14 protein-coding genes and 2 riboswitches are annotated in these 15,943 nt (G+C 42.0%); of the genes, 8 read left to right on the top strand and 6 right to left on the bottom strand.

Going from position 1 to position 15,943, the window contains the following annotated elements; genetic code table 11:
• The first annotated feature begins 30 nt into the window (after nucleotides 1–30).
• Nucleotides 31–216, top strand: a complete 186-nt coding sequence (locus J7J00_RS08075; protein WP_063233067.1) for a YqzE family protein — start codon at nucleotides 31–33, stop codon at nucleotides 214–216.
• Between the two features lie 46 nt (nucleotides 217–262).
• Here the strand turns inward: J7J00_RS08075 and J7J00_RS08070 are convergent, their stop codons facing one another.
• Both J7J00_RS08070 and J7J00_RS08065 read right to left on the bottom strand, forming a co-directional pair.
• Nucleotides 263–1,063 carry a YqhG family protein gene (locus J7J00_RS08070; protein ID WP_214789712.1) on the bottom strand — a complete coding sequence of 267 codons (801 nt, stop codon included), beginning with the start codon at nucleotides 1,061–1,063 and terminating at the stop codon, nucleotides 263–265.
• Nucleotides 1,041–2,729, bottom strand: coding sequence for a DEAD/DEAH box helicase (locus J7J00_RS08065; protein ID WP_214789710.1), 1,689 nt, complete (start codon nucleotides 2,727–2,729; stop codon nucleotides 1,041–1,043). Before J7J00_RS08065 ends, J7J00_RS08070 begins: the two co-directional genes overlap by 23 nt.
• A gap of 374 nt (nucleotides 2,730–3,103) precedes the next feature.
• Nucleotides 3,104–3,191, top strand: a riboswitch (glycine riboswitch).
• Between the two features lie 3 nt (nucleotides 3,192–3,194).
• Nucleotides 3,195–3,278: riboswitch (glycine riboswitch) on the top strand.
• Between the two features lie 138 nt (nucleotides 3,279–3,416).
• Here J7J00_RS08065 and gcvT point away from each other — a divergent pair.
• Genes gcvT through gcvPB form a run of 3 tightly spaced genes read left to right on the top strand, consistent with a single transcriptional unit; the run spans nucleotide 3,417 to nucleotide 7,337 of the window.
• The gene (gene gcvT, locus J7J00_RS08060) at nucleotides 3,417–4,523 is read left to right on the top strand and encodes a glycine cleavage system aminomethyltransferase GcvT (protein WP_214789708.1); all 1,107 of its coding nucleotides are present in this window, start codon (nucleotides 3,417–3,419) and stop codon (nucleotides 4,521–4,523) included.
• 17 nt (nucleotides 4,524–4,540) lie between these two features.
• A complete protein-coding gene (gene gcvPA, locus J7J00_RS08055) occupies nucleotides 4,541–5,887 on the top strand; it encodes an aminomethyl-transferring glycine dehydrogenase subunit GcvPA (RefSeq protein WP_214789706.1) in 1,347 nt (448 codons plus the stop codon).
• Entirely contained in the window at nucleotides 5,880–7,337 is a 1,458-nt protein-coding gene (gene gcvPB / locus J7J00_RS08050; protein ID WP_214789705.1) for an aminomethyl-transferring glycine dehydrogenase subunit GcvPB, read from the top strand. The genes gcvPA and gcvPB overlap by 8 nt, the downstream gene beginning before the upstream one ends.
• 161 nt (nucleotides 7,338–7,498) lie before the next feature.
• Here gcvPB and J7J00_RS08045 read toward each other — a convergent pair whose 3' ends face one another.
• Nucleotides 7,499–7,882: a rhodanese-like domain-containing protein gene (locus J7J00_RS08045; protein WP_076365383.1), complete on the bottom strand. Its 384-nt coding sequence runs from the start codon at nucleotides 7,880–7,882 to the stop codon at nucleotides 7,499–7,501.
• A gap of 203 nt (nucleotides 7,883–8,085) precedes the next feature.
• On the opposite strand from J7J00_RS08045, the gene J7J00_RS08040 reads away from it, so the two are divergent.
• Together J7J00_RS08040 and J7J00_RS08035 are read left to right on the top strand one after the other, a co-directional pair.
• Nucleotides 8,086–8,922: a lipoate--protein ligase family protein gene (locus J7J00_RS08040; RefSeq protein WP_214789703.1), complete on the top strand. Its 837-nt coding sequence runs from the start codon at nucleotides 8,086–8,088 to the stop codon at nucleotides 8,920–8,922.
• Between the two features lie 391 nt (nucleotides 8,923–9,313).
• A complete protein-coding gene (locus J7J00_RS08035; protein ID WP_214789701.1) occupies nucleotides 9,314–11,884 on the top strand; it encodes a vitamin B12-dependent ribonucleotide reductase in 2,571 nt (856 codons plus the stop codon).
• 142 nt (nucleotides 11,885–12,026) lie between these two features.
• Here the strand turns inward: J7J00_RS08035 and J7J00_RS08030 are convergent, their stop codons facing one another.
• Nucleotides 12,027–12,212 carry a hypothetical protein gene (locus tag J7J00_RS08030; RefSeq protein WP_098369828.1) on the bottom strand — a complete coding sequence of 62 codons (186 nt, stop codon included), beginning with the start codon at nucleotides 12,210–12,212 and terminating at the stop codon, nucleotides 12,027–12,029.
• Nucleotides 12,213–12,349: 137 nt separating this feature from the next.
• Between J7J00_RS08030 and splB the strand changes: the two genes are divergently transcribed.
• The gene (gene splB, locus J7J00_RS08025) at nucleotides 12,350–13,375 is read left to right on the top strand and encodes a spore photoproduct lyase (protein WP_214789699.1); all 1,026 of its coding nucleotides are present in this window, start codon (nucleotides 12,350–12,352) and stop codon (nucleotides 13,373–13,375) included.
• A gap of 85 nt (nucleotides 13,376–13,460) precedes the next feature.
• A complete protein-coding gene (locus J7J00_RS08020) occupies nucleotides 13,461–14,342 on the top strand; it encodes a patatin-like phospholipase family protein (RefSeq protein WP_214789696.1) in 882 nt (293 codons plus the stop codon).
• Between the two features lie 23 nt (nucleotides 14,343–14,365).
• On the opposite strand, the gene J7J00_RS08015 is transcribed toward J7J00_RS08020, so the two are convergent.
• Together J7J00_RS08015 and J7J00_RS08010 are read right to left on the bottom strand one after the other, a co-directional pair.
• A complete protein-coding gene (locus J7J00_RS08015; RefSeq protein WP_081395494.1) occupies nucleotides 14,366–14,740 on the bottom strand; it encodes an SA1362 family protein in 375 nt (124 codons plus the stop codon).
• A 138-nt stretch (nucleotides 14,741–14,878) separates the two neighbouring features.
• Nucleotides 14,879–15,832, bottom strand: coding sequence for a DUF1385 domain-containing protein (locus tag J7J00_RS08010; protein WP_214789694.1), 954 nt, complete (start codon nucleotides 15,830–15,832; stop codon nucleotides 14,879–14,881).
• Between the last annotated feature and the right edge of the window lie 111 nt (nucleotides 15,833–15,943).

Genomic DNA, 15,943 nt, shown 5'->3' with positions numbered 1-15,943 from the left:
GGCATACTTTGCTTAGGGTGATGATTTTATATGTCTACAAACGCTTATATTAAATATCTGACGCAGCAGCTTGTCGAGTATTTTAATCTGACGAAAAAAGAACGAAAAGAAAAGCGCCGTCACAGAAAAGAGGATAAAAATCATGGTATGTCCCATTGGTTTGGCATTGTCCCTTTTGCTTTGTCGATGTTCGTAAGGAAAAATATCAAAAAGTGAAACAGATGTCCCGAACTTAGGACATCTGTTTCTTTTCGTTTTTTACTTATCCCAACGCCCTATCTGAAAGGTAAAATAATCCTCCGTTGATGATCGATATTCTGATGTTGGGTTCATATTGAGCTTTTAGTGCTTCTTTCTCGGTATAATAACTCTCACTTTTTTCGTCCATATCTTTGTAAAAATGCTCCAATAAATTCAAATCATTCTGCCAGCGCAGCATTGCTTCCTCGGCCCAGGAATGGTCATCATCCTCGAAACTGGTCCTGATGTATGTATCCAGTCTTGCCAATCCACTCTTGGGCATGATCAAAGGTGAAAGCGTAAAGGAGTAATCCGGTATTTTTGGGGTGACCTTTACCGGTAAAACCCGATGGTGAAACCCTTCCATGATTTCACCCGAGATTAAATTCAATCCGATCGACATGAAAGTATCTTTTTTACGGTCACATTGATAGGATATTTTCACATTCAGGGTCAGCCAAGGAAACAAAGGATTATTTCCGCCTCCTTTTGATGGAGGAGTATCCTCAAAAAGTCTAGTATACCCTGCCAGCTTTTTGGTTGATTGAATAATCTGATGAAGGCGCGGGGAGCCAAAATGAATCATTTCTCCCTTTAAATCGGATGGAGCTTGTTCTTTCTCGGTAATGAAAGTCATCTGTGCTGGGTTCGGAACGCCACCTGTTTTTTCTAGATAATGCCAGTAAAAGGGTCTATTCATTAATTCTTTATCCATTTCAATCGTCAATTGGACTGTAAGGTGGGTTGGTGCATTATCCAGTATTTCACAATCGTTGGCCTTAAAGTAAGTTATTAAAAAATCATGAATTTCCCGTTGCTGCATGAACCTCACCTTCCTTCATTGATTGAGCGAATTGGATTAATGATGAAAAATTATCCATCTTGATTTTCATTTCGCCCTCTGTTTTGGACTCGCCGACCACGTCGATTAAATATTCTTCAATGTTGTTAATATCCAGTTTGGTTAGAATATCATCCAATTCTCCAATTACTTTTTCAAATAAATTTATTTTTTCGTATAGTAACTTCAGAATATGTTCTTCTACTGTATTTTGCGTGGCAAAGTTATAAATCATCACATCTTCTTCCTGACCAAGGCGGTGAATCCGTCCAATTCTCTGTTCGAGCCTCATGGGGTTCCATGGCAGGTCAAAATTAATCAAGTTATGGCAAAATTGAAGGTTTATCCCTTCCCCGCCAGCTTCTGTTGCAATTAATACCTGTATATTCTTTTGGAATAATTCTCGCATCCAGTCTTTCTTTCCGCGCTTAAAACCGCCTCGGAAAGGAACCGAAGAAATTCCATTCTGCTGTAGGTACCATTGGAGATATAGCTGAGTCGCCCGGTATTCGGTAAAGATAATCACTTTGTCATCAATTTTCTTGATCAGTTCCAGTGCTTTTTCCGCCTTGGAGTTCTGAACTGTTTCATTCACTTTAGAAAATAAATCATCAAGCTTTGCCAAAAAGTCAGGGGAAGGCTGATCATATTTTTCTTTCATATTCTTTAATGTATAAAAGACCGCCTCTCTGCTGCTGCATGCCTCCCTTTGGAGAGTGAGAGCCGAAAAGGCGCTTCCTTTTGATCCATCCGAAATAGGCTTGAATTTGGAAACAGCATCGTACAATGCCTGTTCCGTTGGAGAAAATTCAATGGTGATGGTTTCCACATGCCGTTTTGTCCATTCAATGCCAGTATCGGCCCGCCGGTTTCGAATCATGACAGTATTGACCAGTTCCTTTAGGTGTTCATCTTCAATGATGTTCCGGCCTTTCCCTTTATACTTTTCCGAAAAGAGTGAGGCATTTCCCAAGTGGCCTGGTTTCAATAACGAAACGAGGTGAAAAATCTCCTCGACTTTATTTTGAATCGGAGTGGCTGTCAGGAGTAAACAAAATTTCTTTTTCAGATTCTGGACGAATTCATAGTTCTTCGTCTTATTGTTTTTAAGTTTATGAGCTTCATCAATAATGATGAAGTCATATTCCTGAGTGAAAATGATATCTCGATGTGGAGCGCGTTTCGCTGTATCAATGGATGAAATGACCACATCACAGGAGTCCCAAACATAACTTTTTCTCTGAACGACTGCCGGTATATGAAACTTGGTATTCAATTCAAAAGCCCATTGTGTGACAAGGGAGGCTGGAACAAGGATCAGTACTTTTTTTACAAGACCCCTAATCATATACTCTTTTAGGATCAAGCCTGCTTCAATTGTTTTTCCGAGCCCCACCTCATCAGCTAAAATGGCCTTTCCATTCATCTTTTCCACCACTTGCTTGGCTGCTTCCAATTGATGGGGAAGCGGGGTTAACTGCGGAAGGTGCTTGGGCGCCTGTAAACCTTCAAAATCAGGGATGATAAGATTTTCCTCCATTTGAACTGCCAACTTATAAAGCTCCCAATTTCCCCATGGACCGTCATTTTCCATTTTTTGCAGAAACTCGTCATTCCATTCAGAATTGAAGGATATATTGATTTTCATAGAAATAACTCCCTCTTAAATCATAATTTCCTTAATAAAAGGTCAAAACCCGAACATTTCGTATGTGAAGTAAGAAAAATATTTCTCTTCAAAAAATATTGCAGAGATAAGTTTCTTAGGGTAGGATATAAGTATATTTAGAAAATTCCAATTTCCAAACGCTACAAAGAATCTTTGTACATCGATTTTGAGTTCGCGTTTTCTTAGTATGGGCTATAGGCTCCTAGTTTATCCAAGATTACTGAAGGAGATCACTCAAACGGTTTCTGAAGTTTTAGGAGAATTGGCAGAGAATGCATTCCATGATGCTCAAAGGTTATACCGATGCTTGGGGCTATTTCGCTTCCTTTCATTGGTAGACCATTCATATGCGGGTGAAGATAAGGGGAGAGACTACGGATGTAGCGCCGAAGGAGCAAACTTAGCAGTGAATCTCTCAGGCAAAAGAACTCTTATTGGACGCAACTCTGGAGAGCGCCGCCCGTTTTGGGACGGCCACCAAAGGGGAAAACCTATTACATAGGTAAACTTTCAGGTTTCAGGACAGAGAAAAAGCTCAAACGGGCTTTCTCTGTCCTTTTTTGTGCTTTTTTCACATCATTAATCAGGATATACCTGATGCGTAATGACAAGAAGCTTTTGATAATGAAGCCAATTAATTTAAAAAAATCTGAAGGGGGTCATTTTTTGACCAATTTAAAAAGAACACCACTATTTGAGGTTTATCGTGAATACGGAGGTAAAACGATTGATTTTGGCGGCTGGGAACTTCCTGTCCAATTTTCGGGCATAAAGGACGAACATGAGGCCGTACGTACAAAAGCGGGGTTATTCGATGTTTCCCATATGGGGGAAGTCGATGTTAAGGGTCCTGGGAGCCTTTCCTTTTTACAGAAGATGCTGACAAATGATATATCAAAGCTGCAACAGGGCGGTGCCCAATATACCGCCATGTGTTATGAAAACGGAGGCACGGTTGATGATCTTATCGTGTATAAAAGGGCTGAGGACGACTATCTGCTCGTGGTCAATGCAGCGAATACAGAAAAAGATTTCAATTGGCTGCAAGCTAATTTAACGGAAGATGTCCAAATTACGAATGTATCTAGTGACTATACACAGCTGGCACTTCAAGGACCATCTGCAGAAAAGATATTACAAAAACTATCAGGAAATACTGACTTAAGTGAAATTGGATTTTTCAAGTTCAAGGAAAATGTCCTGATCAACGGTATCTCCACGTTGGTATCCCGTACTGGATACACTGGTGAAGATGGTTTTGAGATATATAGCGACAGTGAAAATGGTCCTGCCCTTTGGAAGGCGATTATGGAAGCCGGAAAGGAAGAGGGGGTTCAGCCGATTGGTTTAGGTGCTCGTGATACCCTGCGTTTTGAAGCGAAGCTGCCGCTGTATGGACAGGAGCTTTCAGCGGACATCACCCCGATGGAAGCCGGTATTGGTTTTGCAGTTAAAGTGGATAAGGAAGTGGATTTTTTCGGGAAAGCCGTTCTTGCTGAGCAAAAGGAGAAAGGAGCTCCCCGCAAGCTTGTGGGAATTGAAATGATTGACCGTGGCATTCCACGTCATGGTTATAAGGTCTACAGCGGTGATAAAGTCATTGGCGAGGTCACGACCGGTACCCAATCACCAACGTTGAAGAAAAACGTGGGATTGGTACTTATCGATAAGGAATTTTCGGTGCTGGATGCGGAAGTCGAAGTGGAAATCCGTTCCAAACGTTTGAAAGCCGTTATCATACAAACACCTTTTTATAAAAAACCACGTAAATAGAGAGGAATGGTCATTAGATGAAACATCGTTATTTACCCATGACAGAGCAAGATAAACAAGAAATGCTGGAAGCGATAGGGGTATCTACTGTTCAAGAACTTTTCAATGATATCCCTGAAAGCGTTCGTTTTCAAGGAGAATACGATATCAAGCCTGCTAAATCGGAACCTGCATTAATGAAAGAATTATCAAGGCTTGCTGCCAAGAATGCGGACCTTAAAACCTATGCTTCCTTCCTTGGTGCGGGTGTCTATGACCATTACGCACCGGTCATCGTCGATCATGTTTTATCCCGTTCTGAGTTTTATACGGCTTATACACCCTATCAGCCTGAAATTTCACAGGGCGAGCTTCAGGCGATCTTTGAATATCAAACGATGATATGTGAATTGACGGGCATGGATGTAGCTAACTCCTCCATGTATGACGGCGGGACGGCGCTAGCTGAAGCAGCCATGCTTGCTTCAGGCCAGACACGACGCAAGAAGATTCTCATTTCAGGAACCGTTCATCCTGAATCAAGAGAAGTTGTGAAGACATATGCGAAAGGGCAACGGGTGGAAGTGGTCGAAATTCCTTATAAAGACGGTGTGACGGACTTAGCTGCTTTAAGGGAATTGGCGGATGATGACATTGCAGGAGTGATCGTGCAATATCCGAACTTTTTTGGCCGCATCGAGCCATTGAAAGAAATGGAGGATATCATTCATGGAGTCAAGTCCATGTTTATCGTTTCCAGTAACCCGCTTGCATTGGGAGCTTTGACATCCCCTGGTGCACTCGGTGCAGATATCGTAACGGGGGATGCCCAGCCATTCGGCATTCCAGCGGCATTTGGGGGACCTCATTGTGGATATTTTGCCGTTACTAATAAACTTGTTCGGAAAGTTCCGGGCCGACTCGTCGGTCAAACGGTGGATGAAAATGGAAAAAGGGGGTTTGTACTGACCCTTCAAGCTCGTGAACAGCATATTCGCCGCGACAAAGCCACATCCAACATTTGTTCCAATCAAGCTTTGAATGCCTTGGCAGCATCTGTTGCAATGACCGCGCTTGGGAAAAAGGGTGTCAAAGAAATGGCTGTGCAAAATATTCAAAAAGCGCATTATGCGAAAAAAGCAATTATGGCAAAAGGGGTGGAAGTGAAATTCGACGGTCCTTCGTTTAATGAATTTGTCATTAAACTGCCTGCTTCGTTTTCAGAAATCAATAAAAACCTTTTTGAAAAAGGGATGATCGGCGGCTTCGACTTAGGGACGGTTTATCCTGAGCTGAAAGACCATATGCTGGTCGCGGTAACTGAACTTAGAACAAAAGAAGAAATTGATGCACTTGCGCAGGAATTGGGGGATCAACATGAATAATCAAGATCAATCACTCATTTTTGAAATCAGTACTTCCGGTCGAATCGGATACAGTCTGCCAGAAATGGATGTTGCAACTATTCCGCTCGAAGAAATTCTTCCTGCCGACTACATCCGTGAAGAAGAGGCAGAGCTTCCTGAGGTGTCCGAGCTGGATATCATGCGTCATTATACAGCACTTTCCAAACGGAATCATGGGGTGGATTCGGGTTTTTATCCGCTGGGTTCATGCACGATGAAATATAATCCGAAAATAAATGAAAATGTGGCACGCTTCAACGGTTTTGCCCATATCCATCCATATCAGGATCCGGCTACTGTTCAGGGAGCATTGGGACTATTATTTGATTTGCAGGAACACCTAACGGAAATCACCGGGATGGACCTAGTGACATTACAGCCTGCAGCAGGTGCTCACGGTGAATGGACTGGATTGATGATGATTCGCGCTTTTCACGAAGCGAATGGCGATACAGAACGGACTAAAGTGATTGTACCTGATTCTGCACACGGTACGAATCCTGCCTCTGCGACTGTTGCCGGACTTGAAACGATTACAGTGATGTCGGATGAAAATGGGTTAGTCGACCTTGAGGATTTAAAGCGAGTTGTCGGACCGGATACGGCGGCCTTGATGCTGACGAACCCCAATACATTGGGATTGTTTGAAGAAAACATTCTGGAAATGGCACAACTTGTCCATGACGCAGGTGGGAAGCTTTATTATGATGGAGCCAATCTGAATGCAGTCCTATCAAAAGCACGCCCGGGTGATATGGGCTTTGATGTGGTTCACTTAAATCTCCATAAAACATTTACAGGCCCGCATGGCGGCGGCGGCCCGGGTTCTGGTCCTGTAGGGGTGAAGTCGGACTTGATTCCTTACTTGCCTAAACCGCTTGTGGTCAAACAAGGTGAGCAATTCGTTCTTGATTATGATCGTCCGCAATCCATCGGCAGGGTAAAACCTTATTATGGAAATTTCGGGATAAACGTGAGGGCATATACGTACATTCGGTCTATGGGTCCTGATGGCCTTAAAGCCGTCACCGAGAATGCGGTCATCAATGCCAATTATATGATGCGTAGGTTAGAACCATTTTTTGACTTACCATATAATCGTCATTGTAAGCATGAATTCGTATTAAGCGGACGCCGTCAAAAGAAATTAGGGGTAAGGACTCTCGATATAGCCAAAAGATTGCTGGATTTCGGGTATCATCCTCCAACCATTTACTTCCCGTTGAACGTGGAAGAAGGAATGATGATAGAACCGACTGAAACCGAGTCAAAAGAAACGCTGGATGCGTTCATCGATGCGATGATCCAGATTGCCAGGGAAGCGGAAGAAACCCCGGAAATCGTTCAGGAAGCTCCGCATACAACCGTTATAAAGCGGCTTGATGAAACTCTTGCTGCAAGAAAACCTGTTCTGCGTTATCAAGCATAGACTGATAGCTTACACGAAAAAAATCCCTGCCTGCCGGCGGGGATTTTTCATGTTTATGTAAGAATTCATTAAAGTCCAACAGTTAACTTTCATTTTCCTAGAGCCCGCATGATGCACAAGAAGGCTTTTTAATTTAAAAGAGCCCATGCGGAGATGGGGTCTTATTTCTTTGCTTTGATTTTCCCGGTCCACATCTTGAAACCGCCCTTTAGGTGAAAAAGTTCCCTGTAGCCCTTTTTGTATAGCATGGCTGCAGCTCTTCCGCTGATGATTTCGCTTTGAGCGTACAAATATACAGGCTTGTCCGGCCTTATTTCGACCAAGCGGGTTTTCATTTGAGTCATAGGGATGTTTCTTGCGCCTAAGATATGACCATTATCGAAATCATTCGGTTCCCGCACATCGATTAGCTGCACTTTTCTGTAGTTAGCGATAAATTCGTCCTGTGTTAATGTTTTAACGATTTTACGCTGGCGGTACCAATTAAAAAGTGAATACGCAATAACCACTCCCAAGATGATGAGCAGTGTATATAATATTTCCAAACATAAAAACTCCCTTCTACCTTAACGAATACACACAATCTTTATTATATAATTGCTTTACCCAATAATCAAAAAGAATTTTCATCAAATTCTTCATCGACTTGATAGCACTTTCTTTTTTAGAGTGTTAAAGTCTGTTAAACTACTACATGTGAGTTTTTTGTGGGGGATTGAAAAACAGTACATTGAAACGAGGGGTAAGGATGACTAAAGAAAAATGGGGTTTTATAGATTCAGGGTATTGTTCACCGGCTTTTAATATGGCGTTGGACGAAGCACTGTTAAACTGGCAAAGCAAAGGTGAAATTCCGCCAATCATACGCTTTTACGGCTGGGATCCAGCGACATTGTCGATTGGTTATTTTCAAAAGGCTGAAGCGGAAATTGATTTGGAAGAGGTCAAAAGGCAGGGACTTGGTTTTGTTCGCAGGCCGACAGGGGGACGAGCTGTACTGCACGAGCATGAATTGACTTATAGCGTAATCGTTCCAGAATCCTATCCGGGAATGCCAACTACCGTTACTGAAGCATATCGTGTCATTTCTGAAGGAATATTGTTGGGGTTCAGAAATCTTGGATTGGATGCTTATTTTGCCGTGCCTAGAACCGATCAGGAAAAAGCGGCTTTAAAAACGCCCAGGTCTTCCGTCTGCTTTGATGCTCCAAGCTGGTATGAACTGGTCGTCGAGGGCAGGAAGGTCGCTGGCAGCGCTCAAACCAGGCAAAAAGGCGTCATCCTTCAACACGGTTCCATTTTGCTTGAACTTGATGATGATAAGCTCTTTAGCGTATTTAAATTCTCAAATGACAGGGTTAAAGAGAGAATGCAAAAAAACTTAAAAAATAAAGCTGTGGCCATAAATGACATTGCCGGAAGAAAGATTACCATCCCTGAAGCGAAAGAAGCTTTTGAAAAAGGTTTTGCCGAAGGACTTTCGATCGATTTAGAGCCATACGTCCTAACCGAAAAGCAATTGCAGGAAGTGAAGGCCATTGCAGAAAGCAAATATGAAAGCGATGAATGGAATTTCATGAGATAGACGAAGTGGGATAATTAGAGTGATTAAATAAAAAAGTTTTTTCAGATTTTTTGACCAAATAAGCTATCCCTTGCGGGGATAAGCGCTAAAAGGGATGGGGAAAAAGCAAGGTCCAAATTAATTGAAATCTGATGAAAAATTATTGTAAATCGACATTTTCCTCCCTTTTGCTAACTATATTAATTGATTTATCGTTTGACAAAATTAAAAGTTATTCAAAACAAACACAATATATAGTAGTTGAAATATTTAATACGACACTATATGTTGATTTTTGAGTTTCGCTATGATAAATTTAGGGTACTTGTTAAGCGAAACGGACATGTAAGGCTACATAAGGATTTTTGCGGCAGCAAGAACGGATCTTGAAACATATAAAGGAGAGGGAATTATGTCGGTTGTAATAAAAGAAGCTTTAAAGGTTGATCTAGAAAGGTTGAATAAGGATATTTCTTTATTTCCCCAGGTTCACCCTGTAACTGCTGATATGAAAATGGCGCATAAGGGAGTGTCCCGTCTAGTCATGCTTGACCGCTATTCTTTTAAGGATACTGAAAAAATCACACTCTCGGCAGGCGATTTCGTCGTGTTGACGATTAAGGAAGATCCGAAATTCCCGGCAAGGGGTCTCGGTTACATCGTTGAAATTGATTGGGAAACCAAAAAAGCCAAGGTATTGGTGGATGAAGAATTCCGTGGCGTATTGGATAATCCGGAAGAAGTGGAGACGGGAATTGTAAACCGTCCGTTGGATATAATCGAAAAGCCGCTTGAAATATACTATGAACAAATTGCGAAACGTAATGCAACGGGCTTGGCATCAGTGGAAACCACGGAAGCAAAAAGAACGGAATGGTTCAATAAATTCTATGAAGAATTAAAGAACCTTAATTTTGTCCCTGCAGGACGAGTATTGTACGGTGCAGGTTCCAATACGGACGTTACTTATTTCAACTGCTATGTAATGCCATTCGTACCGGATTCACGTGAAGGGATCTCAGAACATAGGAAACAAGTGATGGAAATTATGAGCCGCGGCGGCGGAGTGGGTACGAACGGATCGACACTGCGTCCAAGAAACACTCTGGCAAAAGGGGTAAATGGAAAATCCTCGGGTTCAGTTTCATGGCTTGACGATATTGCGAAACTGACGCATCTTGTTGAACAGGGCGGTAGCAGACGCGGCGCGCAAATGATCATGCTTGCTGATTGGCATCCTGATATTGCGGAGTTCATCATTTCCAAAATGCAAAATCCAAGGATTCTGCGTTACCTAGTGGAAAACACTAAAGATGAAGCCATCAAGAAATATGCGACTGATAAATTGAAATTCACGCCGCACACGGAACAGGAAACGGCTATGTATCAAGGGATCATCAATTATAAGGAGATTCCTGGCCAAGGTGGATTTAGCGAGAAAATCATTAGAGATGCAGAAGAAAAGATCCGTACAGGTGGAACGTACAGCGTTCATAATTCGGATTTTCTGACTGGAGCCAATATCTCTATTTGCCTGACTAAGGAATTTATGGAAGCGGCGGAACAAGATGTGGAATACGAATTGCGTTTTCCTGATGTAGAGAGCTATAATGCCGAAGAAATGGCCATTTACAATGAAGAATGGCATAATGTCGGTGATGTTCGTGAATGGGAGAAGATGGGTCACAAAGTCCGTGTTTACCGTAAAATCCGAGCGAAAGAGCTTTGGAACTTAATAAACATTTGTGCGACATATTCTGCTGAACCAGGTATTTTCTTTATCGATAATGCTAATGAAATGACGAATGCCAAAGCATACGGTCAGCAGGTCGTAGCCACGAACCCTTGTGGCGAACAGCCATTGGCCCCATATTCAGTTTGTAACCTTGCGGCAGTCAATCTGGCTGAAATGGCTGATAAAGATAGCAAAACGGTAAATTTCGAGAAACTTAAGCAGACCGTCGAAGTCGGTGTGCGTATGCAGGACAATGTCATTGACGCAACTCCTTATTTCTTGGATGAAAACAAAAAACAGGCACTGGGCGAGCGACGGGTTGGACTTGGTGTAATGGGTCTGCATGACCTGTTGATCTACTGTGAAACGGAATATGGCTCTGAAGAAGGAAATATCCTGGTTGACAAGGTGTTTGAAACGATTGCGACTACAGCTTACAAGGCTTCCGTGGAACTCGCTAAAGAAAAAGGCAGTTTCCCGTTCCTGATCGGGTCAACGGACGAAGAAACCAATGAGCTTAGAACACGTTTCACACAAACCGGATTTATGGAAAAAATGCCGGAAGATATCAGGGAAAGTGTTGCTGCATATGGCATCCGTAACTCTCATTTATTGACAGTGGCTCCTACAGGAAGTACAGGAACGATGGTTGGGGTATCAACAGGTCTTGAACCATATTTCTCCTTCACGTATTTCCGCAGCGGCCGTCTGGGTAAATTCATTGAAGTGAAGGCTGACATTGTACAGGAATACTTGGACCGTCATCCAGAAGCCGATACAGAAGAGCTTCCAAAATGGTTCATTTCCGCTATGGAATTAGCTCCAGAAGCACATGCTGATGTTCAATGCATCATTCAGCGCTGGATTGACAGCTCGATCAGTAAGACAGTCAACGCTCCAAAAGGATATACTGTCGAACAAGTTGAAAAAGTATATGAACGTCTATACAAAGGCGGAGCAAAAGGCGGTACTGTATATGTGGATGGCAGCCGTGACAGTCAGGTCCTTACGCTTAAAGCGGAAGAAAACCAAATGGACGAGCAGCTTGAAATGGATGAATTGACAGATGTGGAAGTTAAGAAAAAAGTTGTATTGGTCGATACGATAAATGAACTGCGTTCGACGAATGTTACAATTGGATCGGAAGTGGGTAACACTTGCCCGGTCTGCCGTAAAGGTGAAGTCCAGGAAATGGGCGGATGCAATACTTGCACGAATTGCGGAGCGCAATTAAAATGCGGGCTATAAGTTGATGGTAGGGAAGTCGTTAAGTATGCTGCAAAGCTATCTTAACGGCTTTTTTCATATATGTGGGGTAGCAACAGTCTGTTCAGTTACATAGCTAAAGAAGACCGAATCATCGTAAATTCGGTCTTCTTTTTGCGTTCAATCAACCATTTTCATTTTGCTGCCCTATTTCCTTTTCAGCTAGATATTGGTTGCCATCTTTCAATACCGAAAATTCATCGACCGAGTCTCCAGGTATATTCCTTGGATTTGGAAATTTATTATCTGTTTGGACGGTGATCGCTTGTTTCCCCGTTCCATTTGTCAAGAAGTCTCGTTTATTAACCATATCGCATCCCCTTCATTTTGAATTTCCAAGTAAAAACAATCATGAGGCTAACAGAATAATGAAAAACTATCCTTATGAATTAGATTGTGTAGTTCGATTGAAAATATGAACAAATCGATAAAAGAATGGAGATCGAAATGAAACCATTTATGCCACAGTTAGTATATATTGAGCCAAGGGCACTGGAATACCCGCTTGGCCGGGAGTTAAAAAAGAAATTCGAAGATTTGAACATTGAAATCCGTGAGACCACATCGCATAACCAAATTAGGGATCTTCCTGGAGAAAATGATCTGCAAAAATATCGTGTCGCAAAATCAACGCTTGTGGTAGGAATCAGAAAAACATTGAAATTCGATTCCTCAAAGCCATCTGCTGAATATGCCATACCTCTTGCTACAGGGTGTATGGGGCATTGCCACTATTGTTATTTACAGACGACACTCGGATCAAAACCATATATTAGGACATATGTGAACCTAGATGAGATTTTCGAAGCAGCCGAAAAATATATAAATGAGAGAAAGCCTGAAATTACCCGTTTTGAGGCAGCCTGTACATCGGATATCGTCGGAATTGACCATTTGACACATTCGTTAAAAAGGGCCATTGAATATTTTGGGAAAAGTGAATATGGGGTTCTAAGGTTCGTAACTAAATTTCATCATGTCGACCATCTGTTGGATGCTGAACATAATGGAAAAACAAGATTTCGCTTCAGTATAAATTCACGTTATGTGATAAAGAATTTCGAGCCCGGCACTTCGAGCTTCGAAGAAAGGATGGAAGCGGCACGTAAAGTGGCAGGTGCCGGATATCCCCTCGGTTTTATCGTAGCTCCAATATATCGTCATGAAGCATGGAAGGAGGGCTACCATGAATTATTCGAACGGTTGAGTGAGGCTTTAAATGGGGTGGATATCCCTGACTTGACTTTCGAATTAATTCAGCATCGGTTTACTGGCCCAGCAAAAAAAGTGATTCAAAAAAACTACCCGAAAACAAAATTGGAACTGGACGAAACGAAGCGTAAATATAAATGGGGCCGATATGGAATTGGTAAATATGTTTATCAAAAAGAAGAAGCCGCAGAACTGGAAATGACCATCCGTGGGTATATAGCGGAATTCTTCCCTAAAGCGGAAATTCAGTATTTTACCTGAATCAAGGCAATTTTCTATTAAAAACTGTCATAAATCGCTCTAATCCTGCTTAGAAATGTAAAGACCGGATTAGGGGAGGGCAGCTATGATTATTGACGGCGTTTTTTCCGGAGGCGGGATTAAAGGCTATGGTTTAGTGGGAGCCCTGCAGGAATTAGAAGAACGGGGATTTGTATTCCATCGAACAGCCGGTACAAGTGCAGGATCCGTAATTGCAGCTTTCGTAGCAGCTGGGTACACAGGTAAAGAAATGGAAAAGCTTTTTCTTGATATAGATTTAAGTGGCCTGCTGGACAAAAGGCGTGGTCTTTTGCCTATCCCGTTTGCCAAATGGCTCCTTGTATACTGGAAACTTGGCCTTTATAAAGGCAACGCACTGGAGACATGGGTCGCCGGTAAACTTGCCGAAAGGAATGTAGTCACCTTTAAGGATATTCGACCGAAATCCCTCCGAATCATAAGCTCTGACATTACAAATGGGAAATTGGTGGTACTGCCTGATGATTTACCGAACTATGGCATTGATCCGAGCACTTTTCCAGTGGCAAAGGCAGTAAGAATGAGTTGTAGCATTCCTTATTTTTTTGAGCCAGTCAAACTTGATGTCGGAAAAAGCAAGTTCCTTTTTGTTGATGGAGGTGTGTTAAGCAATTTTCCAATGTGGCTATTCAATTCAGATCATGTAAGAAAGGAAAGGCCGGTCATCGGCTTGCGGCTAAGTGTCGATGAGATATGGAAACCGCATAAGGTGGATAATGCGGTTGAATTGTTCTCCGCATTATTCAAAACGATGAAAGATTCCCATGATGCACGTTATATTTCCAAGAAACACGTCCATAATATTGTATTTATCCCGATGAAGGGGATTTCTGCAATGGATTTCAATCTGAATGATGAAAAAAAAGGTGAATTGATGAATCGGGGAAGGCAGTGCACGAAAGAATTCCTTAAAAAATGGACTTATTGATTATAAAAAGAAAAATCGGGCTCTTAAAAAGAAGCCCGATTTTTCTTTTTATTCTTTTTCCCTTCGATGACGGTTAAGTGACTATCCGTTTTCTTTCTCCATTTAATTTTCTTTGATGATTTTGCTGCAGAGAAGCTAGCCACATTATCTTTTTTCGAAGTTCGGTTTTTTAGCCTTTTTTTCGATTGGCGGGCAGCCTTTCGGAATGCTTGCTGCTCTTTCTTAACTGGTTTTCCCTTTGTTAATCCGGTATAAATCATATAAATAATCCCTGCGACAATGGCTATTATGAGAATGTTTCTAAAAAAGCCAATCGGGTCATTAAATAGTCGGCTCATTAGTCCGAGGACTCCGAGGGCGATGATTCCGTATATCATGAAAGATATGAAACGTTTCAACAAAGACACCTCCTTAAGAGCATCATAAGCATTTTTAGCTTATTTTAAACATTATTAATGTAAAATATTTGAAAAAAAGTAAAGAGCATTCCCATAGTTAGTATATGATTTTCCCTAATCAAAATGTGTATAGATGTTTTACACAATTACATCGGATTCTAAACTTTTTTCTGTCTCTTTTTCCATCCTTAACAGTTCATGGAAGGATGCCAATGCGACTTCGACTTGATCATCGGTGGGAGCCTTGGTCGTCAATAACTGAAGCCAAAGTCCAGGGTAACCAAGGTAGCGCAGAACAGGAATATCCTTTAATTTGTTCGTTGCCTGCAATACCTCGAAGGCAATGCCTAGCACGACGGGGATAAGCAAAATGCGATTGACGACACGAACCCATAACGGATCCGTTGGTACGAGAAGATAGACGAACATGCCTACAATGACAGTAAATAAAATAAAACTGCTGCCACAGCGATAATGAAGGCGGGAACTTGCCTGCACATTTGCCACAGTCAATTCTTTTCCATTTTCGAAGCAATTGATCACCTTATGCTCAGCTCCGTGATATTGAAAGACTCGCTTGATTAATGGCGTCAAGGAAACTACATAAATATATACGAGCAGTAAGATCAGCTTGAACAAGCTTTCCACTAATACCTGAGCCGTATGGCCACTGAAAATGGGTTCTGTCAATTTTGCGAGGAAGACAGGAATCAAGGTGAAAAGCAATTTCCCAAATAGGAAGGAGATCACACCAATCACGGCAACACCTAGCCAAAGACTTAATTTAGAGGGTTCTTTGGTTTCTTGTTTCGTTTCGACCTGTTTTTCCCCGTCTTCTTCTTCATACTGTTCTGTGGAAAAGTTCAGATGTTTCGAGCCGGTAGCACTGGATTGGATCAATGATACGATCCCCCGTAGAAACGGTATTTTTTTCATAAGCTTTACAGCAGGTTTCGATTCACGCGGTAAATGATAATAAGCGATCGTTGAATCTTTGCGGCGTACCGCAGTGACTGTGTGATGTTTGCCGCCGAACATGACGCCTTCCACTACAGCCTGCCCTCCATAAACGGGTTTTTGAACCTCAGACATTTCTACACCAACCTAATAGTTATTCACGTAGCTCTCTCAAGGGTGCTAACATGTTTATTATCAAGCATCACAAGGGTTTAAAGGCGTTCCAATAAAATTGAATGGAAGCTT

Source organism: Bacillus sp. ISL-4, from assembly GCF_018613275.1.
Lineage (GTDB): Bacteria > Bacillota > Bacilli > Bacillales > DSM-1321 > Peribacillus > Peribacillus simplex_E.
The sequence above is the reverse complement of the archived record's forward strand: the minus strand, read 5'-3'. Positions and strand labels throughout refer to the sequence as shown.

Excerpts from the sequence above, each read along its gene's own strand:
- J7J00_RS08075 (WP_063233067.1), top strand. The coding sequence starts at position 31 with ATGTCTACAAACGCTTATATTAAATATCTGACGCAGCAGCTTGTCGAG.
- J7J00_RS08070 (WP_214789712.1), bottom strand. The coding sequence starts at position 1,063 with ATGCAGCAACGGGAAATTCATGATTTTTTAATAACTTACTTTAAGGCC.
- J7J00_RS08065 (WP_214789710.1), bottom strand. The coding sequence starts at position 2,729 with ATGAAAATCAATATATCCTTCAATTCTGAATGGAATGACGAGTTTCTG.
- gcvPA (WP_214789706.1), top strand. The coding sequence starts at position 4,541 with ATGAAACATCGTTATTTACCCATGACAGAGCAAGATAAACAAGAAATG.
- gcvPB (WP_214789705.1), top strand. The coding sequence starts at position 5,880 with ATGAATAATCAAGATCAATCACTCATTTTTGAAATCAGTACTTCCGGT.
- J7J00_RS08040 (WP_214789703.1), top strand. The coding sequence starts at position 8,086 with ATGACTAAAGAAAAATGGGGTTTTATAGATTCAGGGTATTGTTCACCG.
- J7J00_RS08035 (WP_214789701.1), top strand. The coding sequence starts at position 9,314 with ATGTCGGTTGTAATAAAAGAAGCTTTAAAGGTTGATCTAGAAAGGTTG.
- J7J00_RS08030 (WP_098369828.1), bottom strand. The coding sequence starts at position 12,212 with ATGGTTAATAAACGAGACTTCTTGACAAATGGAACGGGGAAACAAGCG.
- splB (WP_214789699.1), top strand. The coding sequence starts at position 12,350 with ATGAAACCATTTATGCCACAGTTAGTATATATTGAGCCAAGGGCACTG.
- J7J00_RS08020 (WP_214789696.1), top strand. The coding sequence starts at position 13,461 with ATGATTATTGACGGCGTTTTTTCCGGAGGCGGGATTAAAGGCTATGGT.
- J7J00_RS08010 (WP_214789694.1), bottom strand. The coding sequence starts at position 15,832 with ATGTCTGAGGTTCAAAAACCCGTTTATGGAGGGCAGGCTGTAGTGGAA.